At 50.7% G+C, this 20,996-nt stretch carries 18 protein-coding genes; 14 read left to right on the top strand and 4 right to left on the bottom strand.

Annotated elements, in window-relative coordinates:
* The first annotated feature begins 317 nt into the window (after positions 1 to 317).
* Genes paoA through ASG24_RS04035 form a run of 3 tightly spaced genes read left to right on the top strand, consistent with a single transcriptional unit; the run spans position 318 to position 4,185 of the window.
* Complete coding sequence (gene paoA / locus ASG24_RS04045; protein WP_055868124.1) at positions 318 to 965, top strand: aldehyde dehydrogenase iron-sulfur subunit PaoA; 648 nt, start codon at positions 318 to 320, stop codon at positions 963 to 965.
* Entirely contained in the window at positions 962 to 1,912 is a 951-nt protein-coding gene (locus ASG24_RS04040) for a xanthine dehydrogenase family protein subunit M (protein ID WP_055868120.1), read from the top strand. The genes paoA and ASG24_RS04040 overlap by 4 nt, the downstream gene beginning before the upstream one ends.
* A gap of 2 nt (positions 1,913 to 1,914) precedes the next feature.
* Positions 1,915 to 4,185, top strand: coding sequence for a xanthine dehydrogenase family protein molybdopterin-binding subunit (locus ASG24_RS04035; RefSeq protein WP_055868117.1), 2,271 nt, complete (start codon positions 1,915 to 1,917; stop codon positions 4,183 to 4,185).
* Between the two features lie 300 nt (positions 4,186 to 4,485).
* Here the strand turns inward: ASG24_RS04035 and ribA are convergent, their stop codons facing one another.
* The 3 genes from ribA to ASG24_RS04020 are packed head-to-tail and all read right to left on the bottom strand — an operon-like array spanning position 4,486 to position 7,428.
* Positions 4,486 to 5,115: a GTP cyclohydrolase II gene (ribA, locus tag ASG24_RS04030; protein ID WP_055868458.1), complete on the bottom strand. Its 630-nt coding sequence runs from the start codon at positions 5,113 to 5,115 to the stop codon at positions 4,486 to 4,488.
* On the bottom strand, positions 5,102 to 6,214 hold the full coding sequence (locus tag ASG24_RS04025; RefSeq protein WP_055868457.1) for a sigma-54-dependent Fis family transcriptional regulator: 1,113 nt from the start codon (positions 6,212 to 6,214) through the stop codon (positions 5,102 to 5,104). Before ASG24_RS04025 ends, ribA begins: the two co-directional genes overlap by 14 nt.
* Before the next feature lie 5 nt (positions 6,215 to 6,219).
* Complete coding sequence (locus ASG24_RS04020; protein ID WP_055868114.1) at positions 6,220 to 7,428, bottom strand: acyl-CoA dehydrogenase family protein; 1,209 nt, start codon at positions 7,426 to 7,428, stop codon at positions 6,220 to 6,222.
* Between the two features lie 380 nt (positions 7,429 to 7,808).
* Here ASG24_RS04020 and ssuD point away from each other — a divergent pair, with 380 nt between their 5' ends.
* Genes ssuD through ribB form a run of 4 tightly spaced genes read left to right on the top strand, consistent with a single transcriptional unit; the run spans position 7,809 to position 11,823 of the window.
* Positions 7,809 to 8,942, top strand: a complete 1,134-nt coding sequence (gene ssuD / locus ASG24_RS04015; RefSeq protein ID WP_055868111.1) for an FMNH2-dependent alkanesulfonate monooxygenase — start codon at positions 7,809 to 7,811, stop codon at positions 8,940 to 8,942.
* Between the two features lie 9 nt (positions 8,943 to 8,951).
* Positions 8,952 to 10,217 (top strand): acyl-CoA dehydrogenase family protein, encoded by a 1,266-nt coding sequence (locus ASG24_RS04010; protein ID WP_082487970.1) that lies wholly within the window; start codon positions 8,952 to 8,954, stop codon positions 10,215 to 10,217.
* A 21-nt stretch (positions 10,218 to 10,238) separates the two neighbouring features.
* Complete coding sequence (locus tag ASG24_RS04005; RefSeq protein ID WP_055868108.1) at positions 10,239 to 11,099, top strand: amidohydrolase family protein; 861 nt, start codon at positions 10,239 to 10,241, stop codon at positions 11,097 to 11,099.
* Between the two features lie 13 nt (positions 11,100 to 11,112).
* A complete protein-coding gene (gene ribB / locus ASG24_RS04000; protein ID WP_082487969.1) occupies positions 11,113 to 11,823 on the top strand; it encodes a 3,4-dihydroxy-2-butanone-4-phosphate synthase in 711 nt (236 codons plus the stop codon).
* A gap of 98 nt (positions 11,824 to 11,921) precedes the next feature.
* On the opposite strand, the gene ASG24_RS03995 is transcribed toward ribB, so the two are convergent.
* On the bottom strand, positions 11,922 to 13,175 hold the full coding sequence (locus tag ASG24_RS03995) for an SfnB family sulfur acquisition oxidoreductase (RefSeq protein WP_055868105.1): 1,254 nt from the start codon (positions 13,173 to 13,175) through the stop codon (positions 11,922 to 11,924).
* Between the two features lie 454 nt (positions 13,176 to 13,629).
* Here ASG24_RS03995 and msuE point away from each other — a divergent pair, with 454 nt between their 5' ends.
* The 7 genes from msuE (at position 13,630) to ASG24_RS03960 (ending at position 20,813) form a co-directional block, all read left to right on the top strand.
* Positions 13,630 to 14,202 carry an FMN reductase gene (msuE, locus tag ASG24_RS03990; protein WP_055826578.1) on the top strand — a complete coding sequence of 191 codons (573 nt, stop codon included), beginning with the start codon at positions 13,630 to 13,632 and terminating at the stop codon, positions 14,200 to 14,202.
* A 59-nt stretch (positions 14,203 to 14,261) separates the two neighbouring features.
* Positions 14,262 to 15,350: a dimethylsulfone monooxygenase SfnG gene (gene sfnG, locus ASG24_RS03985; RefSeq protein WP_055868102.1), complete on the top strand. Its 1,089-nt coding sequence runs from the start codon at positions 14,262 to 14,264 to the stop codon at positions 15,348 to 15,350.
* 24 nt (positions 15,351 to 15,374) lie between these two features.
* Entirely contained in the window at positions 15,375 to 16,538 is a 1,164-nt protein-coding gene (locus tag ASG24_RS03980; RefSeq protein WP_055868100.1) for an AMP-binding protein, read from the top strand.
* A 30-nt stretch (positions 16,539 to 16,568) separates the two neighbouring features.
* Positions 16,569 to 17,345, top strand: a complete 777-nt coding sequence (locus tag ASG24_RS03975) for an ABC transporter ATP-binding protein (protein WP_055868097.1) — start codon at positions 16,569 to 16,571, stop codon at positions 17,343 to 17,345.
* Between the two features lie 33 nt (positions 17,346 to 17,378).
* On the top strand, positions 17,379 to 18,260 hold the full coding sequence (locus ASG24_RS03970; RefSeq protein WP_055868094.1) for a branched-chain amino acid ABC transporter permease: 882 nt from the start codon (positions 17,379 to 17,381) through the stop codon (positions 18,258 to 18,260).
* Positions 18,261 to 18,271: 11 nt separating this feature from the next.
* On the top strand, positions 18,272 to 19,339 hold the full coding sequence (locus ASG24_RS03965; RefSeq protein WP_055868092.1) for a branched-chain amino acid ABC transporter permease: 1,068 nt from the start codon (positions 18,272 to 18,274) through the stop codon (positions 19,337 to 19,339).
* Between the two features lie 127 nt (positions 19,340 to 19,466).
* Positions 19,467 to 20,813: an ABC transporter substrate-binding protein gene (locus tag ASG24_RS03960; RefSeq protein ID WP_055868089.1), complete on the top strand. Its 1,347-nt coding sequence runs from the start codon at positions 19,467 to 19,469 to the stop codon at positions 20,811 to 20,813.
* Positions 20,814 to 20,996 lie beyond the last annotated feature (183 nt).

The raw sequence follows: 20,996 nt of genomic DNA, 5'->3' as shown, positions 1-20,996 counted from the left end.
CGCACCTTGATTGCTAATTTGGGGTATAAAGCCACATTTCAAGAGGGGAAATTAAAAAAATTTGTGGGCAGGCAAACATTAATTACTTTTCAAAACCCATAAGTAAATAACTCGTCTTCAGGACCTTTGTTTCTGGGGCTTTAAAATAATGAATGTCTTAGATTGTTATTTATTTTCCATCAAATTTTCCGGGCTGCATTCTTCTCATTCCTGTCTCCGCCGTATCGAACAGGAACTTAATCCACTCTTATCTATCACTCTAGTTGTCGCGAATAGTATTGATAAATCCGGCAATCTCTTTTTCAAGGAAGTGAAGAATGGCTGAATTCGATCCAAACAGACGTAAATTCATAAGAAATACTGCGGCTTCAAGTGGAGCGATAGCGGTTGCCAAAATTGCGACTGAAGCTGAAGCCAGATCAGTTATCCAGCCTTCACAGACTACCGAGCCTTCCAAGGTGAATGTCTTATTGAGAGTGAATGGCAGTGAGCACCAGTTGCTGGTTGATTCACGAACTACGCTACTTGACGCCCTGCGGGAGCGACTGCATCTCACCGGGACGAAAAAGGGCTGTGATCAAGGCCAGTGTGGCGCTTGTACCGTCATCGTAGACGGACGACGTATCGCTTCATGCCTTACCCTTGCAGTGATGCAAGAAGGCCACGACATCACTACGATTGAAGGTTTGGGTACTCCGAATAATCTACATCCGATGCAGGCTGCTTTCATCAAGCACGATGGCTATCAATGCGGATTCTGTACTCCGGGACAAATCTGCTCCGCAGTTGCGATGCTTGATGAGATCAAAGCCGGGATACCGAGTCATGTCACGGAGGATCTGACACACCCAATTGAGATGAGCCCTATTGAGTTCAGAGAACGCATGAGTGGTAATTTATGCCGCTGTGGTGCTTATTCAAATATCCAGGAAGCCATCACAGAAGTTGCCGGGGTATCCAGATGAAAGCATTTACTTATGAGAGAGTCAATTTACCGGTTGATGCGGCTGTCAAAGCAGCACGTATCGGTAATTCGAAATTCATAGCAGGCGGGACTAACCTCCTCGATTTAATGAAATTGCAGGTAGAGACTCCTGGTCATTTAATTGATATCAATGACCTTGGCTTGGACAAAATTGAACCTACCACCGATGGGGGTTTACGAATCGGTGCCCTGGTGCGCAATACGGACCTTGCTGCGCATGACATTGTGCGGCGCAAATATGGCGTCCTTTCAAGAGCCTTGCTTGCAGGCGCCTCCGGTCAGCTGAGAAATCAGGCAACCACGGCGGGTAACTTATTACAGCGTACTCGCTGTGCTTATTTTTATGATACCAATCTGCCCTGTAACAAACGGGAGCCCGGGACTGGCTGTGCGGCACTTGGCGGATATAGCCGCAATCATGCGATTGTAGGCGTGAGTGATCAATGTATTGCTACTCATCCTAGCGACATGGCTGTTGCCATGCGGGTATTGGATGCGACGATTGAGACAGTTCGTTCGAACGGGTCAACCCGATCAATACCTATTGCTGAGTTGCACAGGTTACCTGGTAATACACCCCAGATCGAACATACGCTGGAGAAGGGGGAATTGATCACTGCGGTGACACTTCCGCCGCCTGTTGGAGGCATTCACATTTACCGGAAAGTAAGGGACCGCGCATCTTATGCCTTTGCTCTTGTATCTGTTGCAGCCATTATTCAACGAGACGGATCAGGCAGAGTGGCGCTAGGCGGCGTGGCACATAAGCCCTGGCGCGTTGAGGAAGCTGAGCGGGCTTTGCCGAAAGGGGCCAAAGCAGTGTCGGCTAAGTTGTTGGCAAATGCGCGTACCACACATGACAATGCATTTAAAGTGTCCCTAGTGGAACGTACGCTAGCGTCGGTCATCAATGAAGCGAAGGCATAACCATGAAATTCGATACCCCGGCAACCAATAACCCTATAGACCAGCTGAAAGTGGTGGGTCAGCCCGTTTCCCGCATTGATGGCCCGCTCAAAACCACTGGCACCGCGCCTTATGCCTATGACCGGAATGACGTTATCGCAAACCAGGCCTATGGTTACATACTTGGATCGAGTATTGCAAAAGGCCACATTACCTCACTTAATTTATCAGCTGCCAAAGCTTATCCTGGCGTAATCACAATCGTGACTTACCAAAATGCGGGAAAGCTCGCTAAAGGTAAATTCAATACAGCCCTGTTGCTGGGTGGCCCAGAAATTCAGCACTATCACCAGGCTATCGCCATTGTGGTGGCCGAAACCTTTGAACAAGCCCGGGCTGCCGCTCACCTGATCCAGGTTAAGTATGAGCGATCCAAGGGCTATTATGACCTGGAAAAAGAAAAGCCCAAAGGCGTCCCCACAGATGATACGGGTACAGCGGGTGAGAGTGCCGTAGGTAATTTCGACGCCGCTTTTGCATCATCATCTTTAAAGTTGGATGCGACTTACTCCACCTCCCATGAATCGCATTCGATGATGGAACCGCATGCCACGATTGCAGCCTGGGATGGCGGCCAGTTAACACTATGGACCTCTAATCAGATGATCGATTGGGCGGTTGGAGATATGGCGAAGACTCTCGGCATTGCCAAGGAAAAAGTGCGGGTGATATCCCCGTATATCGGTGGTGGATTTGGTGCCAAATTATTTTTGCGCTCTGATGCCTTAATGGCCGCCCTTGCAGCCAGGGCCGCACAACGCCCCGTGAAAGTGAGTTTGCAGCGCGCTTTGATCCCTAACAATACAACGCACCGTTCCGCAACGATTCAGCGCATACGCATTGGCGCTCATAAAGATGGACTGATTACCGCTATCGGCCATGAAAGCTGGTCGGGCAACTTGCCGGAGGGCGGGCCTGAGGCCGGCGCATTCCAGACGCGCTCCCTGTATGCGGGAGCAAACCGGATGACCTCGAATCGCGTGTCCAGGCTGGATCTACCTGAAGCCAACGCCATGCGTGCGCCAAACGAGGCTTCCGGGCTGGCGGCGCTGGAAATCGCCATGGATGAAATGGCAGAGAAATTAGGCATGGATCCCATTGAGTTCCGCATCAGGAATGACACTCAAACTGTTCCGGACTCTCCTGCTAAACCTTCATCGACAGATTCACAATCCAAAAAAACTGAAGAAAAAGAGCCACCAAATCCTCATCCACCATTTTCCTTACGCCAACTGGTGAAGTGCTTCCAAACTGGCGCTAAACAATTTGGATGGAGCAAACGAAAAGCTAAGCCTGGGGTATTGCGTGAAGGCCGCTGGTTGATTGGATTGGGAGTCGCATCCGCTTATCGGGATAACATCGTCACGAAATCAGCTGCGCGCGTACGTCTGGATCGGCGTGGCTATTTGACTGTTGAAACTGACATGACGGACATCGGTACCGGCAGCTACACCATCATTGCCCAAACGGCGGCGGAAATGATGGGCGTGCCTTTAGCAAAGGTCAATGTCAGACTTGGCGACTCGAATTTTCCGGTTTCATCTGGTTCAGGCGGTCAGTGGGGCGGTAACAGTTCTACTTCAGGTGTGTATGCTGCCTGTGTCAAATTGCGGGAAGCCATCGCGCAAAAAGCAAATTTCAATATCGAGAGTGCTGTTTTTGCTGATGAGAAAATCCTTCATGGCTCAAAGAGCTTTACTCTGGCGGAATTGGCGGGCAGCCAAGGTATAAACGCTGAAGATACGATTGAATTCGGTGATCTTGATAAAAAATACCAGCAGTCCACCTTTGGTGCACATTTTGTAGAGGTTGCTGTGGATGCTTACACCGGCGAAACCAGGATTCGCCGTATGTTAGCCGTTTGCGCAGCCGGGCGCATCCTTAATCCAAAAACGGCACGTAGCCAGGTGATTGGCGCGATGACCATGGGGGTAGGGGCTGCTTTGATGGAGTCACTGGAGGTCGACCAGCGCTATGGTTATTTTGTGAATCATGATCTGGCAGGCTATGAAGTCCCAGTACATGCAGACATTCCGCACCAGGAAGTGATTTTCCTGGAAGAAACTGATCCTATCTCATCCCCTATGAAAGCCAAAGGCGTCGGGGAGTTAGGTATCTGTGGTGTGGCTGCAGCAGTATCGAACGCCATTTACAATGCCACAGGTGTTCGTGTGCGTGACTATCCTGTCACCCTCGACAAACTTATTGGCAAAATGCCGATCAAGGTGGGATAGATTTCATAGTAATCCCTGAAACTCCAATAAGAACGCTTAAAGTTATCGATAAAATATATAAAAGTGTTCGAGTCATTTTTTATAAGACTTAAATTTTTATGATTCTAAACAGATAGTTATTACCATGGCTGTCTCAAATGCCAAATCGTGACTGGTGTTTTTAAGGTTTCAGTAAGGATTTATATGAGTAGGGCCAATTTGGCTTTTCTTGGGTTGGTTGCGTAGGAGGGCATGCTTACGCTTCTGGAATCATGGCGTTGCAGACTGCCTTAATCAATCAAGTTATAGAGTTTGATTGTTTTATATGGATAGCACATGTCCCAATTTTAATTTCTTAGCATACAAATAGGATTGATTCGAGGCGTTCACTTCTGTCTGCAAAGGTCGGATTTTATCAATCACGATTTTATGGGAAAGCAATGATGAGACCTTTCCCGGATTATTAGTGAGCAGGGTGATGGAAGCGATACCGAGTTTTTTTAAAATGACAGCAGCGGCTTCATATTGTCTGCTATCCACCGGCAGGTTTAGTTTAAGGTTGGCGTCCACGGTGTCCAGCCCGCTATCTTGTAGCGCATAAGCCAGTATCTTGTTGGTGATGCCTATGCCCCGGCCTTCCTGGCCGCGCAGATAAACGATAACTCCTTTTCCTTCTTGCTGGATAAGTGACTGCGCCAGCTTGAACTGATCGCCGCAATCGCAGCGTTGCGATGAAAACACGTCACCAGTCAGGCATTCGGAGTGGACGCGGGTTAACACATTACTCTGGCCTGCGATATCACCCAGCACCAATGCAATATGCTCAATATGGGTTTGCGTGTCTTCAAACACATGCAACAGGTATTCGCCGTATTGCGTGGGTAATTTCGAAGTCGCTTTCAGGGTGATGCGCTCGGCCTCTAATGCGGGCAGCAAATCATCTAAGCGCATTGATGGCTCCCATTTTGATCAGCTTGGCGCGAACTACGTTTCTGCTGACGCCGAGTAATTTGGCGGTTTGCACCTGGTTCTGGTGGCAATGGTCATAGGCGGCTTTGACAAACGCGTCTTCAAAATAGGTATATAAATCCTCTCTGCCTGACTCAAATAACTGGTCGAAGGCCTCTTTCAGAACATCTGCTTCAGCCTGATGTTGCACTTGCTGTTCAGATTTCTGGCGGTGCAATTGGATGGAAGACAGGTGCAGGTCTTCGCTACGTACCAGATTGTTTTTGCAGATGAGCAGTGAGTGGTGGATGACATTTTCCAGTTCACGGATGTTGCCTGGCCAGCTGTGCTGTAGCAGTTTCTGCCTGGCGGAGTCATCCAGGCGGATTTCTGAATAACCCAGGCGGCGTGTGTATTCACCGACGAAGTACTCAGCCAGCGGCAGTATATCGCCGGGGCGGTTTCTTAAGGTTGGTAATTCCAGGTGGGCAACGCGTAAGCGATAGAATAAATCTTCCCGGAAATTACCCGCCTGTACTGCTTCCTCCAGCCGGACATTAGTCGCCGCCACCAGCCGCACATCAATGGGTGTCGATTTTCGTGCGCCAAGGCGGACGACTTCGCGCTCTTGCAACACACGCAGCAATTTGACCTGGATGTTGAGCGGTAAATCGCCAATTTCATCGAGGAACAGTGTCCCGCCATTAGCCGCTTCAAACCAGCCTGCTTTCGCAACAAAGGCGCCGGTAAACGCACCTTTCTCATGGCCGAACAATTCACTTTCAACCAGGGTTTCAGAGAATGCACCGCAATTTACCGCGACAAACGGTTTGCCTTTACGGTTGCTGAGCTCATGCACATGCCTGGCAATCAGTTCCTTGCCGGTACCGGTTTCACCTATGATCAGCACATTAGCATCACTGGGCGCGATCTGATTGATGCGGCTCAGCAGTGCGATAGATTTAGGGTCTTCAAACACCTGCGCCGTGGCACGGATAGAGGTCGTCAGCGAACGCGAATTCGGCAGCGTCAGCAGCTTCTTTTCGTTCTCGCGGGTGGTCACATCATTCGCGTAATCCAGTTGCTCGATAAATTTGTCCATAATTTTCATGAGTAAAATGTAGGGTTAGGGAAGCTGCCATTCAGCGCCCATTCACCCAGCTCCTTGATTTTGTAATCTATGGGGTCATGCAGGGTATGTGTTCTCAGGTTGCGCCAATGCCGGTCCAGTCTCAAGCCTGCATGTGTTGCCCTTGAACCCGCGACTTCGAACATGCGGCTGGTAATATCCAGGCCGGTGCGGGTAGCCAGCACTTTGGCGGCACTGATGCTGGTTGCTACCAGGCCACGCTCTTCTTCAGTTAATGCCAATTCTTTTGCCCAGGCGTCATCCAGTTTTTCTGCCGCCAGGTTGGTCAGCGCACGTGTGGCCTCCAGGCTCACCCAAAACTCGCCATAATGGCTGAGGATATAGGGATCTTCGCTGGTCAAAGCCACGTTAGAATTCTTCCATGGCCTGGCTTCGTGCAAGGTGTAGTTTTGCGCATCATTAAAAGCGCCTTCTGCAATGCCCAGGTAAATATTGGTCAGGATCAATTGCGCGATCAGCGGCCTTAAACATGCAAAAGGGTTGCTGAGTGGCCCCGGCTCGGTCAGCAGTTCGTTTTCTTCAACACGTACTTTCTCGAAATTCACGGTGCCGCTATCAGTTTGGCGCTGGCCGATATTGTCCCAGTCATCCATGATAGTAATACCCGTCCGCAACGTGGGAATAGCCGCAATCACCAATTCGCCATCTGTTTTCCTGATTGCCGATGCAATCAGCATTTCCGAATCCAGCGCGCCGGAACAAAAACTTTTCTTGCCGGAAAACTCATGCCAGTGCGCGTACGATTTCGAAATCGTCCTGTCATCTAAAGGGTTGAGCGCATTACCCCAGAACCAGTCCAGTTGTGCCGTTTGCTCAAACCAGCGTTCCCATTGGTCAGGCCGCGAAAACAGGCGCACAGTTGCCAGCATCAGGTGTTGAAAGCCATACACATGCGCAATCGAACTATCCACCTTGGCAAACTCACGTACTACCAGCAAGGTTTCCTGCCAGTTGGCACCATAGCCACCATATTGCTGTGGAATGATTAACGACAGCAGGCCACTGTTGCGCAACGCATCACGTTCAAATTTTGGTGTGCCACCGCGATGATCACGCTCCACTGCGGTCAGTGCAAATGAATCAGCCAATAGTCTCGCTACCGCCAAAGGTTCCAACCCATCACTCAGGTGCACTGTGGGTATGAGGGCAAATTGATTTATATTCAAAAGTTATATCCAGCTTATTGCTTATGCTGGAATATTCAGCAGGATTTGTGCCAACTCAATTGAGTGCTGATTTTCAGCATGCCGCAGCTTTAATAGTGTCTTGATATTGGCAATAAGTATATATAAAACAATAGCTTATTTATTTATAGATAGGTTGAGGTTGTGGCAATCAAATAACTCTATATTTCTTATTAAAACCACATCTGCTGCTGTATCAGCAACTGTGCTGCTGATACAGCAGCACCCCGGTTAATTGTGCTGCTTATCCAGCAACATTGAATTTCTATCATTTAAGTGACTGAATTGATTGATTTTTATTTATGGCATGCTCTTTGCAGTTGTTCACTCAATCTGTAGCACGAGTGAAGGAAAGCACTATTATGGAAATTTTCTGGTTTTTACCCACACATGGGGACCAGCGTTACCTAGGCACCAGCAAGGGTGCCAGGCCGGCAACATTCTCTTATTTAAAACAAATTGCACAGGCAGCCGACAGGCTGGGCTTTGGTGGCGTACTGGTTCCGTCCGGCCGTTCCTGCGAAGACGCCTGGGTGATTTCTTCTGCCCTGATCAATGAAACCAAACAACTCAAATTTTTAGTCGCCACGCGTCCTGGATTTATATCTCCAGTGGTGTCCGCCAGGATGGCCTCCACCCTGGACCGCATTTCCGGTGGCCGTTTGCTGATCAATGTGGTGGCTGGTGGCGACCCGGCAGAGCAGCAGGCGGAAGGCAGCTTTCTCGCCCATGACGAGCGCTATGCAGAAGCGGAAGAATTTTTATCTATCTGGCGTGCAGTACTGGCAGAAGAAGTGGTTGATTTTGAAGGCGATTACTTGCGCGTCAAAGGTGCCAGCCTGCCCACTGGCAGCCTGCAAAAGCCTTATCCGCCATTATTTATCGGTGGTGCTTCTGAAGCAGCCATTGCACTGAGCAGCAAGCATGTAGATGTGCATTTGACCTGGGGCGAGCCACCGGCAGCGGTAGCGGAAAAAATCCGCGTGATTCGCGAGGCGGCGGCACAGCAGGGGCGCAGTATCCGATTCGGTATCCGCCTGCATGTGATTGTGCGCGAAACCAGTGAGCAAGCCTGGGCGGCAGCCGAGGATTTAATCTCGCATGTGACCGATGACACGATTGCTGCTGCACAGGCAGCAGTTGCGAATTTTGATTCAGTCGCGCAAAAGAAAATGACCGAATTACATCAGGGTCGGCGTGACAAGCTGGAAGTGTCTCCCAATTTGTGGGCAGGGGTAGGTTTGGTGCGCGGCGGCGCGGGCACAGCGCTGGTGGGTAACCCACAGGAAGTGGCTGACAGGATCAAAGAGTATCAATCGCTAGGGATTGATTACTTTATCTTCTCCGGCTATCCGCATCTGGAAGAATCTTACCGCGTCGCCGAGTTGTTGTTTCCGCTATTGCCGGTGCAGCCCAGGGTAGAAGCCGAGGTGAGTATCAACACCAACATGACCGGGCCCTTTGGCGCGGCCAGACCGGTTAAACATGCGGCGTAGGGGAAAGTAATGACACTTGCAGTTAACGCCCGCCAAAAAGATGAATCCAAAGAAATAGCATTGAACGGCGGTACATTAAAGAACGACACATTTAATCAGCATGGCATCTCGTTCAGTGGCGACCCGCAGCAGGTCACGCAGCAACTGGTCGCCTATTTAGCCAAAACAGCGGTAGAGCGCGATGCGGCAGGTGGCACGCCTTACGAGCAAAGGCAGGCGGTTCGCGATAGCGGGTTATTGAAATTACTCATCCCGCAAACCTATGGCGGCCTGGGAGGTAATTGGCAGGAAATCTACACCATCATCCGCCAGATCGCCCGCGTCGACAGTTCCATCGCCCAGGTATTTGCCTTCCAGTTTTTGATGCTGACTTCTATCCGCCTGTACGCCAGTGACACGCAATGGCAGCACTATTACCGGTTAACCGCCAGTCATAACCTCTGGTGGGGAAATGCACTCAACCCGCTGGATAACCGCACCATAGCACGCAAGATTTCCGGTGGTTATGAATTCACCGGCCAGAAAAGTTTTTGCTCGGGCTCTATGGATTCGGACTACATGATTGTTTCCGCCATTGAGGAAAATACCGGCAAGTTCCTGGTCGCGGCGGTACCTACCCAGCGCAAGGGCATACACCTGAAAGGCGATTGGGACAATATCGGCCAGCGCCAGACCGACAGCGGAAGTGCAGAGTTTGAGCAGCTATTGGTCGAAGATGGCGAGTTACTGATTGATCCGGGTCCGCTGAGTTCTTCTTTTGCCAGCCTGCGCTCGCTGGTCGCGCAATTGATATTCACCAATATCTACATTGGCATTGCCGAAGGCGCGTTGGAAGAAGGTGTCAAGTACACCAGCAGCAACAGCCGCGTCTGGTCTGGCTCGCTGGCGCAAACCATACATCAGGACCCGTTTACGCTGCTGCATTACGGCGAATTCTGGGCCGGTCTGCATGCCTCGGCCATCCTTGCTGACCACGCAGCCACTTTGCTTGACCTGTCCTGGGAAAAAGACCTTTCCCTGGACGAAAAAACCAGGGGTGAACTGGCGCTGGCGGTGTTTTCCGCCAAGGTGAATGCGACAAAATCCGGTCTGGATGTGACGACGCGCATATTCGAGGTTGCAGGTGCCAGGGCCACCACCGCCAAACTGCGCATGGACAGGTACTGGCGCAACTTGCGGGTATACACCTTACACGACCCGGTGGATTACAAACTGAAAGACCTGGGGGATTGGGCACTGAATGGCAATTATCCAACCCCAAGTTTCTACGCTTAAACTCTTGATTGAATTGATTTCATGAAACAAAAAATAATTGATATGCGCAACCGTCCTGCATTTTTGCATGACTTCTTTGGCGCAACTCCCAACACGCCTTCATACGAAACAGCAAAGTGGCTTAATCAGCGGGTGGGTTCGCTGGAGCCTGAACATTTCCGCCGCTCTTACACGGTTGAAGGGTACCTGCAGGAAATTGATGAGGCTGGGATTGATTACGCTGTGGTAGTCGGCCGTGAAACACCAGATCTGACGATAGATGATAATCAGGTCGCTCAGTTGGTAAGACACAGCCCTAAGCTGGTGGGATTGGGTTCGGTGGATATCGAAACCCGCGGTGTGGAGAGTGCGCTGGCAGCGATTGATCAGGCTATCAATGACCATAAGTTCAAAGCCATCAACATCGAACCTGGTTTCGGCAAGCCTGCACGTTATGTAGATGACCCGATATTTGATCCGGTTTATCAGGCGTGCCAACGCCACAAGGTGCCGGTGTGCGTGATGTCCGGACCAACCACGCCAGACCTGGATTATGCGCACCCGAATGCGGTCGCGCGGCTAGCCAGGAAATACCCGGATTTAAATATCATTTGCTTTCACGGCTATTACCCGTTTGTGAACGAAATCGTTGGTGCGGCTTTCCGCTACCCCAACTTATACCTGGTACCTGATATGTATATCTTCCAGCCGGGTGCTGAGCTCTATGTGCAGGCAGCCAACAAGTTTTTGGGTGACCAGCTGTTGTTTGGTACCTCGTATCCTTTCCGGCCCATGCAGCAAACTATTGATGATTTTATCCAACTGGGTTTCAAGGACGAAGTGTTGGATAAAGTGTTTTACCGCAACGCAGCCGGATTATTAAATCTGGGCGAAAAAGAATAAGGAAGTGTTTTAAATGCAAAATAATCTGGAAAAGTTTGATGCTGTCAGCCAAGCGATTGAGGCTATCGCCAATGGCGAGTTTGTGATTGTGGTGGATGACACTGACCGCGAAAATGAAGGTGATTTAATCATCGCTGCGGAGAAGATCACGACTGAACAAATGGCGTTTTTGGTAAGGCATAGCAGTGGCCTGGTGTGCGTCGCCCTTGGTGAAGAGCGACTGAATGCGCTGGCACTGCCACAGATGGTGGCTCAAAATGCAGACCCGTTCAGGACTGCTTTTACGGTCAGTGTGGATTATAAATACGGCACCACCAGCGGCATTTCTGCTGCGGACAGAGCCTTAACGTTAAGGGCATTGGCCAACACTAACAGCCAGGCAAACGAGTTTCATAGGCCTGGCCATATATTCCCGTTACGGGCGCGGTTAGGTGGTGTGCTTGAACGCCCGGGGCATACCGAAGCCGCTTATGATTTAGCACGGATGGCAGGCCTCAGCCCTGTCGGTGTGTTGTGCGAAATCGTCAATGACGATGGCAGCATGGCAAGGCGACCGGACCTGCTGTTATTCGCTAAAAAGCATGGTTTGAAAATCATCACCATTGCTGAACTGATTACGTACCGTGAGCAGGACCTGGAGCAAACTTTCCCTTATCAAAGCGAACGTCCGGCGCCTAGCCGTTTGCAGAATAAACTGCTGGATTCCGCAATCAGCTATATTTAAAAATGCCTGGCGGTAACTGAAAAAACGCTGTGCTTTTCAGGTAGCTATATAAAATAAAGCCCTCAATCGAGGGCTTTATTTTTAGCTGAATTCTTGAATCAAATCCATGGATGGCGCGGTGGCTTCACCTTGTTCAGGCTGTAATTGCCCACTGCATGGTATTTCCAGCGTACCGGGTCATGCAGTGTATGCGTACGTGCGTTGCGCCAGTGCCTGTCCAGGTTGTACTCACCGAGTGTGGAGCGCGTGCCAGCCAGTTCAAACAGCTTGCTACCTGCCAGCAAAGCGGTTTCAGTACTCAGCACCTTGGCTTCAGCCACTGCAATCGAAGCTTCCGCGACAGTTTCTTCATTCGGGTTGCGTTGCGCTTCATCGATGTATTCACCTGCACGGGCCAATAATGCGTCCGTAGCATGGATACGGATTTGCAGGTCGCCGATATCCTTGATCGTGTGCGGATCTTCATAACCATGTTCCAGCTCGGTATCTATCCATGGACGGGTGTAATTGCGCACGAAATGCAGTGTGTCCTTAAATGCTGCACGTGCAATGCCTGTATCTACCGCTGCCTGGATGATTTGTGCCACCGGACCCATGGCCGTAGGACGGTCAAACGCCAGGTGATGCGGCACTACATGTTCGCTAGGCACAAAAATATTGTCCAGGATGGTGGTGCCGCTCGCAGTAGTGCGCTGGCCGAAACTGGACCAGTCATCAATAATGGTCAGGCCTTCAGCGCCAGCCGGGACGAACGCCACCACGGTATTGTCGTTTTCGTCTTTGGCCACCACTGGCACCCAATCCGCCAGCAACGCGCCTGAGGAATAGAATTTTTTGCCATTCAGGAAGTAGCCGCTGTTGGCGGGTGTCAGCCTGGTTTTCACATCATTGACGCTTTTGGTGCCGACTTCAGAAAAGGCATTGCCAAAGCGTACGCCTTGCAGCACCAGGTCAAAAAAGTAGCGCTTCTGGAAATCCGTGCCATCCAGGCGCAAACCTTCCACCATATACAAATGGTTTTGCGGGATCTGGCCTATGCTGGGGTCAGCCTCTGCCACTATTGCAATCACTTCTGCCAGGGTTTTATTAGAAACTCCTGCGCCGCCATATTCCTTAGGCACGGTAATGCCCCACAAGCCGCTGCTGGAGAATAAATCCAGCTCTTTGCGCGGCAAGCGTCTTTCCTTGTCGCGGATGGAAGCCTCTTTGGCGATTTCAGTGGCTACCTGATGTGCAACCGCGATGGCTTCGGCATCACTTTTAATAATATGGGCGGCATCCCTGCCGCGATGTTCGTGCGCCTGGTTCAGGCTCTCTGGCAAATGCGCAAGGTTGCTTGCATGTGCAGTCATATTTGAATCCTTCTAACTAAAAATAAGGGAGATTTAAAAGCGCAGTCATTTAGTTCTTAAATAGCGCTGCGCGTCGGTGTAGCTATTGCATTTAGCATGCCAATAGATAAGTAATTGAATTTAAATGTTTTATTTAATTTCGTGATGACGTTGAGCGCTTTAGAAACAGCTTTCTGCTGAATGGGTGCTGATTAATCAGCACCTAATAGCTAGTTTTTAGCTGGTAAAGCGTGAGTCAGGTGCTGTATTTCTGTTTTAGCTGCTGCTATATCAGCAGTGCATCAGCATATATAGCTAAATTTCAACATGGTTAAATGGCGCTTAATTTTCATAAGTCATTGAAATATATAAAAAAAATACTCTTGGCATGGTTGCTGCTATATCTACAGGGAGCTGGCTCACCGATATTGAACACATCAAATTGGCGCCGGCAACCAAAGTTTAGGAGCCACACATGAGTCGTCCATTAAGAGTTACTGCTGTATCAGGCAGCTATAAATTACCTTCACGCACTGCCGCCCTCGTAGAAGCCTTGACCCAGCAGCTGGGCCAGCATATTCCGATTGAACTGCATTCTATTGAGTTGAGCGAAATCGGCAGCAGCCTGGTGTCTTCATTTGACCCTAAACAGCTGCCTGCGAAAGTGCAGAAAGATATTGAAGCGATTGAAACCGCTGATCTGCTGATTGTGGCAACGCCGGTTTACCGCGCGTCTTACACTGGTTTGTTCAAACACCTGTTTGACCTGGTCAATTACGAAGCATTGATTGATGTGCCGGTATTGCTGGCAGCGACCGGCGGCAGTGAGCGCCATGCCCTGATTATCGACCATGAGCTGAGGCCGCTATTCAGCTTTTTCCAGGCATTGACCTTGCCTATTGGCGTATACGCCACCGAGGGCGACTTTGAAAACTACAAAGTGAAAAGTGAAACCGTGAAAGCCCGTATCGAGCTGGCGATAGAGCGGGCATTGCCATTATTAACACATCGTGAACTTGTGAAGGCTGCCAGCCTGCAAGCGGTTTGACGCAGGCCAGTATTTAGAGAAAACCAGTATTAGAGTAAAACAGATTTGGAGATTGGGTGATGAGTACAGAAAACATTAAATTTGCATATTGGGTACCTAACGTCAGTGGTGGCCTGGTGGTCAGTAATATCGAACAGCGCACCAGCTGGGATATCGATTACAACCGTAAACTGGCACAAATTGCCGAAAAGGCGGGTTTTGAATATGCCTTGAGCCAGATTCGCTTTACTGCCGGTTATGGCGCTGAGTTCCAGCATGAGTCAGTCTCGTTTTCACATGCCTTGCTGGCAGCGACCACCAAACTGAAAGTGATTGCAGCGATTCTGCCAGGTCCCTGGAATCCGGTACTGGCGGCCAAGCAGCTGGCAACCATTGATTTGCTGACTGAAGGCCGCGTCGCGGTCAATATCGTTTCCGGCTGGTTCCGCGGCGAATTTACCGCGATTGGTGAACATTGGCTGGACCATGATGAGCGCTATCGCCGTTCAAAAGAATTTATCGAAGCCTTAAAAGGTATCTGGACCCAGGATAACTTTACCTACCGCGGTGACTTCTACCGCTTTAGCAACTACACATTGAAACCGAAACCATTGCAGCAGCCGCATCCGGAAATCTTCCAGGGTGGCAGTTCGCGTGCTGCGCGTGACAATGCCGCCAGCGTGTCTGACTGGTATTTCACCAATGGCAATACCGTGGAAGGCATCAAGGCACAAGTGGATGATATCCGTGCCAAGACTGCTGCCAATAATCACAGCGTCAAAGTCGGCGTGAATGCTTTCGTGATTGCGCGCGACACTGAAGAAGAGGCCAGGGCTGTGCTGAAAGAAATTATCGACAAGGCCAACCCTGATGCCGTGAATGCCTTTGGCCACGAAGTGAAAAATGCGGGTGCTGCCAGCCCGGAAAAAGAAGGCAACTGGGCAAAATCGACGTTTGAAGACTTGGTGCAGTATAACGATGGTTTTAAAACCAACCTGATCGGTACACCGCAACAGATTGCTGAACGTATTGTTGAATTGAAAGCCGTTGGCGTTGACCTGATCCTGTCCGGCTTCCTGCACTTCCAGGAAGAGGTGGCTTACTTTGGTGAAAAAGTATTGCCGCTGGTGCGTGAGCTGGAAGCCAAAAAACTGGCGAAGGCCGCCTGATCAAGACTAACAGAGCTAAAGACGATGGCCGCTGATACATTACCCGACTGGCTCGCTGTGCAGGCTGAAAAGCGGCCTGCACAGGTCGCTATCCGCCATAAAAAACTGGGTATCTGGCATGAACAACCCTGGCACGCAGTACACAACAAAGTGCTGCTGGCAGCGCGATTTTTAAAGCAGCAAGGGTTCGGCAGCGGCGATACGCTGTTCCTGCTCAGTGAGCCAAGGCCGGAAGCCTTGTTGCTGTCTCTGGCAGCACACTGGCTGGGAGGCATCGCCGCACCATTAGACCCTGCCTATGCACAACCGCAGTTGCTGGATCTGTTGCATACCTTGCGGCCACAATTTGTATTTGCTGAAGCACAAGCGCAAGTTGACCAGGTGTTTGACGCCAAGCCGGATGTCTCAGTGCTGATTTATGCCAATGCGCGCGGCCTGGCTGATTACACACATCCTGCCATTCATGCTTACACGAACATCATCTCGGTTGGTGAAGCTGTGCATGGCACATTGGCCGCCGTGGCGAAGCCGGAAAGTCTTGCTTTCCGTTTTTACCGTTTGGGCGATGCCTATCAACTGGAGTACCGTGAACTTAGCCACGCAGAGTTGTTGAAAAATGGCCGTCAGCTGGTTGTACATGAGTTACTGACTGATAAGGAAGAAGCGCTGGCAGCGCGTGCGTTTGCCGCCAGCGGCCATGCGCGCTACCTGCTTTCACCCTGGTTGCTGGCCGGCTTCAAGCTTAATTTCCCTGAAAACCTGTCCACCCGGGACACTGATCGCCGGGAACTGGGGCCTACCCTGGTCGCAGGGACAGCGGCGACTTATCAAAGGCTGTATACATTGGTTCAATCACGCTGGCCGCTGCCAGCCAGCTGGCAATTTACATTAGTTAAATGGGCGCTGCATCAATACCAGAAACGTGTGCCGCTGCTGGCGGCAATTGCAAACTGGCTGGTGATTCTGCCCTTGAAAGACGTACTGGGTTTGCGGCATGCGCGCGTGCCACTCTTGGTTGGCGAGCCTTTATCAGCCGAAGCAGAGCAGTTCTTTAAATCAATCGGTATCCAGGTGCGGGACTGGCCGGAAGAGGCAGACTGGCAGGCCAGTCCTTTACAAGTGATTCCACGCCCACCCAGCCATACCGAACATTACTTTGGTTTGAAAAACCTTAGAGCAGCAATATGAACGATGCGGCAATATGAAAGGCGCAGCAGTATGACAGAGGCAACGCAGCTATTACGCCTGGATGGTATCTCCTTATCCTTTAAGGGGGTGAAAGCCATCACCAACATCAGTTTTTCAGTGAAAAAAGGCGAAATCTGCGCCCTGATTGGCCCCAATGGCGCTGGTAAAAGCTCACTGTTAAATGTGATCAATGGCGTTTACCAGGCTGATGAAGGGCAAATTGTTTACAAGGGTAATGCCAGGAAAAACATGCATCCGCAATGGGCAGCCAGGCGTGGTGTAGCGAGGACTTTCCAGAATATTGCCTTGTTCAAAGGCATGTCAGTGCTGGATAACGTGCTGACGGGCACCAACCTCAAAGTGAAAAGCAGCTGGATAGAGCAGGTGTTTAATGTCGGGCGGGCACCCGCTGACGCCCAACAGCAACGGCAAAAGGCCGAGCAGGTGATTGCTTTCCTCAAGCTGCAACCCTGGCGAAACAGCATCGTCGGCAATTTACCCTATGGTTTGCAGAAACGGGTTGAACTGGCGCGTGCACTGGCGGCAGAGCCCGAGTTGCTATTGCTGGATGAACCTATGGCCGGCATGAATGCCGAGGAGAAAGCCGAGATGAGCCGCTTTATCGTAGAGACCCGCCAGGAGTTTGGCACCACCATCGTGTTGATCGAACATGATATCGGCGTCGTGATGTCACTTTCCGACCATGTGGTGGTACTGGATTATGGCAAGAAAATTGGTGATGGCACGCCGGACGAAGTGCGGGTCAACCCCGAAGTGCTGGCCGCCTACCTGGGTACTAAACACTAAATTTGGCCCAGGCTGGCAGAGGATGACGAAACAATGAATTTTTTTCTGGAAGTGTTTACCGGCGGTTTGCTGGCCGGGGTGATGTATTCGCTGGTCGCCATCGGCTTTGTGCTGATCTACAAAGCCTCCGGGGTGTTTAATTTCGCGCAGGGCTCTATGGTGCTGTTTGCCGCATTGACCTTCGTCAGCCTGGTTGAACGCGGTATTCCGTTCTGGGGTGCATTTGCAACTACATTGATCACCATGGCGGTGCTGGCCTGGTTGATAGAAGTGCTGGTGCTGCGGCAGTTGGTGAATCGTTCGCCTATCACCCTGTTTATGGCCACGCTGGGCCTGAGCTATATTGTTGAAGGCTTGGCGCAAGCTGTATGGGGCGCACAAGTGCATGCGCTCGACATCGGTATCAATGACGAGCCTTATGAGGTATTCGGCATCCTGCTGTCACAGTTTGATTTATTTGCTGCCGGGATTGCCGGTGGTTTAGTCGCCTTGCTCGGCTTTTTGTTTAACAAAACACGCATTGGTATCTCGCTGAGAGCGGTGGCTGACGATCAGTTGGCTGCCCTGGCAGTGGGGATAAAATTGCAGCGTTTATGGCTGATTGTATGGGCGGTGGCCGGCTTTGTCGGGCTGGTCGCAGGCATCCTCTGGGGTGCGCGGGTCGGCGTGCAATTCTCTTTGTCCCTGATTGTCCTGAAGGCATTGCCGGTGCTGATTATTGGCGGCTTTACTTCGATTGAAGGTGCGATTGTCGGTGGGCTTATCGTCGGCGCCTCTGAAAAACTGGCGGAAGTATTTATCGGCCCGCTGATCGGTGGCGGCATCGAAAACTGGTTTCCGTATGTGCTGGCGATGCTGTTCTTGCTGGTCAGGCCATACGGGTTGTTTGGTGACAAAGCGATTGAACGCGTTTAGCAGGATGCAAGATGCTTTATAAAGAATCTGGACAGTTTGTAACCACATATCGTTTTGATAAACGATTTTTCCGGCTCAAGCAGGAGCGGTGGGCATTTGCACTTTTGCTGGCTTTTGCTTTCCTGGTGGTGCCATCCATAGGCAATGATTACTGGTTTAGCGCAATCCTGATTCCTTTTCTGGTGCTGTCACTGGCAGGGCTGGGGCTAAATTTACTGACTGGCTATGCCGGGCAATTATCTTTGGGTTCAGCGGCGTTTATGGCGGTGGGTGCGTTTGCCACCTATAACTTCAATCTGCGTATTGAAGGGTTGCCATTGATCATCAGTCTGATTTTAGGCGGGCTCACTGCCGGTGGCGTAGGACTGGTTTTCGGTTTGCCCAGTCTGCGGATCAAAGGCTTTTATTTAATCGTTTCTACCCTTGCAGCCCAGTTTTTTGTGCAATGGGTATTCACCAATTTCACCTGGTTTTCCAACAACTCTTCTTCCGGGGTGATCACAGCGCCGCCATTACATGTGTTCGGTTCTGATTTCAATTCGCCGGTGGGACGCTACTTGCTGACGTTGACCGTGGTGGTCGCACTTGGCTTGTTGGCCAAAACGATAGTCAGCGGTGAGCTGGGCAGGAAGTGGATGGCGGTACGGGACATGGATACTGCGGCGGCCGTGATTGGCATCTCCGTGCCCAAAACCAAATTGCTGGCTTTTGCGATCAGTTCATTCTACCTGGGCATTGCAGGTGCACTTTGGGCTTTCACTTACCTGGGTACCGTCGAGCCGCACGGCTTTGACTTGACGCGCTCATTCCAGATTTTGTTCATCATCATTATTGGTGGCATGGGCAGCATTTTAGGTAATTTTTTGGGTGCGGCTTTTATTGTGCTGTTCCCGATATTACTGTCGAACCTGTCATCGGGCTTGTTTGCCGGCGCGATTGACCCCGGGCAGCTGGAGAATTTTCAGAAGATGATTTTCGGCGCATTGATCATATTTTTCCTGATCAAAGAGCCCAACGGGTTAGCCAAAGTCTGGCAAACCGTCAAGCAACGGCTGCGCGTCTGGCCGCTACGTTTCTAGTTTATCCAATGCATTAAGGGAGATTTTTCATGTGTTGAATAGGCTCATTACAATTTTTTATATAACCAAAAACGATTAGTAACTGTTTTTATAGTTCAATATTTATTTAAAACCAAGGAGTCTCAAAGTGAAATTTTTAGGCAAACATCGCTGGCTGCTGCTGGCATTAGGGTTAGGCATCGCCAGCGTCACTTCGCAAGTGCAGGCGGCGAACGAACAATATTTTCCGTTACAAAGCTACCGGATCGGGCCTTATGCAGCCGGTGGCTCAGGCTTTTTTGGCGGATTTATCGATTACCTGCAATACGTCAATGCCAAAGAAGGCGGCGTCAATGGCGTCAAATTCACCTGGAGTGAGTGCGAAACTGAATATGTAGTGGAAAAAGGTGTCGAGTGCTACGAGCGCCTTAAGAAAGGCCTGAACGGCGCGCCAGCCGCAGCGACCAATCCACTATCAGTCGGTATCGCTTATGCCACGCTGGAACGCTCTACCGCTGACAAATTGCCGCTGATCACCATCAACCACGGCCGCACCGATTCTACAGATGGTAGCGTGTTCCCGTATGCGTTCCCGTTGCAGTTGAACCCGTACAGCGAAGTGTCTGCGATCGTGAATTACATTGCCACTCAATCCGGTGGGCTGGATAAACTCAAAGGCAAAAAAATCGTGACCTTGTATCACGGTTCACCTTATGGCAAGGAAACCAGCCCTATACTGGAACTGCTGGCCAAGAAATATGGCTTTGAACTGACACTGCTCGAAGTGCCGCATCCGGGCAATGAGCAGCAGTCACAATGGCTCACTATCCGCCGCATCAAACCGGATTGGGTGATCTTGCGCGGCTGGGGCGTGATGAACCCGGTAGCGTTGAAAACGGCACAGAAAACCGGTTTCCCGGCTAACCATATCATCGGCAATATCTGGAGCAACTCCGAAGATGATGCGGCACCAGCAGGCAGTGCAGCAAAAGGCTTTATCTCGATCACCACGCATCCCTCAGGCACCAGTTTCCCGGTGTTGCAAGGTATCAATCAATACGTGATCAAAGCCGGCAAAGGCAACCTGCAAGACCCGAAACGCTTTGGTAACGTGTATTACAACCTGGGTGTGGTGAATGGCATCCTCAACGTAGAGGCGGTTCGCGTGGCGCAGGCCAAATTCGGCAAACGCCCGTTGACCGGGGAAGAAGTGCGCTGGGGCTTTGAAAACCTCAAGCTGGATGACAAACGCCTCACTGAACTCGGTGCCCTGGGTCTGGTGCAACCATTGAAGTTAAGTTGCGCTGACCACGAAGGCGGCGGTGCGGTGCGCTTCCAGCAATGGGACGGCAGCAAGTGGAACGTGATTTCAGAATGGGTGCAGGCTGACCGCCAGTTGTTGCGTCCTATCATCGAAAAATCGTCACACGAATATGCCAAGGAAAAAGGCATCACCCCGCGTGATTGCAGCAAGGAAACTGTCGCTGCCAAGTAATTCTTAACATTGTCTTGATTGGAGATGCATACCGCGGAAGCGGTATGCATGTTCAAGAAAACATGGAGTCAGTGAGCGAGCGGTACAAAGTGCAAGGCGCACTGAACGCAGGAACCAAGACAGTACAAAAGTACGGCTTGGTTACGATGCTGTAATTAGAAAAGCTTGCGCAACGCAGCACTT

The sequence above is a fragment of the Methylophilus sp. Leaf414 genome (assembly GCF_001425425.1).
Classification (GTDB): Bacteria; Pseudomonadota; Gammaproteobacteria; order Burkholderiales; family Methylophilaceae; genus Methylophilus.
Note: the sequence above shows the minus strand (reverse complement) of the source record. Positions and strands in the feature narration are given on the sequence as shown.

What these genes read in the sequence shown, in the direction of transcription:
- paoA (WP_055868124.1), top strand. Translation starts at nt 318, where the DNA reads ATGGCTGAATTCGATCCAAACAGACGTAAATTCATAAGAAATACTGCG.
- ASG24_RS04040 (WP_055868120.1), top strand. Translation starts at nt 962, where the DNA reads ATGAAAGCATTTACTTATGAGAGAGTCAATTTACCGGTTGATGCGGCT.
- ASG24_RS04035 (WP_055868117.1), top strand. Translation starts at nt 1,915, where the DNA reads ATGAAATTCGATACCCCGGCAACCAATAACCCTATAGACCAGCTGAAA.
- ribA (WP_055868458.1), bottom strand. Translation starts at nt 5,115, where the DNA reads ATGCGCTTAGATGATTTGCTGCCCGCATTAGAGGCCGAGCGCATCACC.
- ASG24_RS04025 (WP_055868457.1), bottom strand. Translation starts at nt 6,214, where the DNA reads ATGGACAAATTTATCGAGCAACTGGATTACGCGAATGATGTGACCACC.
- ssuD (WP_055868111.1), top strand. Translation starts at nt 7,809, where the DNA reads ATGGAAATTTTCTGGTTTTTACCCACACATGGGGACCAGCGTTACCTA.
- ASG24_RS04010 (WP_082487970.1), top strand. Translation starts at nt 8,952, where the DNA reads ATGACACTTGCAGTTAACGCCCGCCAAAAAGATGAATCCAAAGAAATA.
- ASG24_RS04005 (WP_055868108.1), top strand. Translation starts at nt 10,239, where the DNA reads ATGAAACAAAAAATAATTGATATGCGCAACCGTCCTGCATTTTTGCAT.
- ribB (WP_082487969.1), top strand. Translation starts at nt 11,113, where the DNA reads ATGCAAAATAATCTGGAAAAGTTTGATGCTGTCAGCCAAGCGATTGAG.
- ASG24_RS03995 (WP_055868105.1), bottom strand. Translation starts at nt 13,175, where the DNA reads ATGACTGCACATGCAAGCAACCTTGCGCATTTGCCAGAGAGCCTGAAC.
- msuE (WP_055826578.1), top strand. Translation starts at nt 13,630, where the DNA reads ATGAGTCGTCCATTAAGAGTTACTGCTGTATCAGGCAGCTATAAATTA.
- sfnG (WP_055868102.1), top strand. Translation starts at nt 14,262, where the DNA reads ATGAGTACAGAAAACATTAAATTTGCATATTGGGTACCTAACGTCAGT.
- ASG24_RS03980 (WP_055868100.1), top strand. Translation starts at nt 15,375, where the DNA reads ATGGCCGCTGATACATTACCCGACTGGCTCGCTGTGCAGGCTGAAAAG.
- ASG24_RS03975 (WP_055868097.1), top strand. Translation starts at nt 16,569, where the DNA reads ATGACAGAGGCAACGCAGCTATTACGCCTGGATGGTATCTCCTTATCC.
- ASG24_RS03970 (WP_055868094.1), top strand. Translation starts at nt 17,379, where the DNA reads ATGAATTTTTTTCTGGAAGTGTTTACCGGCGGTTTGCTGGCCGGGGTG.
- ASG24_RS03965 (WP_055868092.1), top strand. Translation starts at nt 18,272, where the DNA reads ATGCTTTATAAAGAATCTGGACAGTTTGTAACCACATATCGTTTTGAT.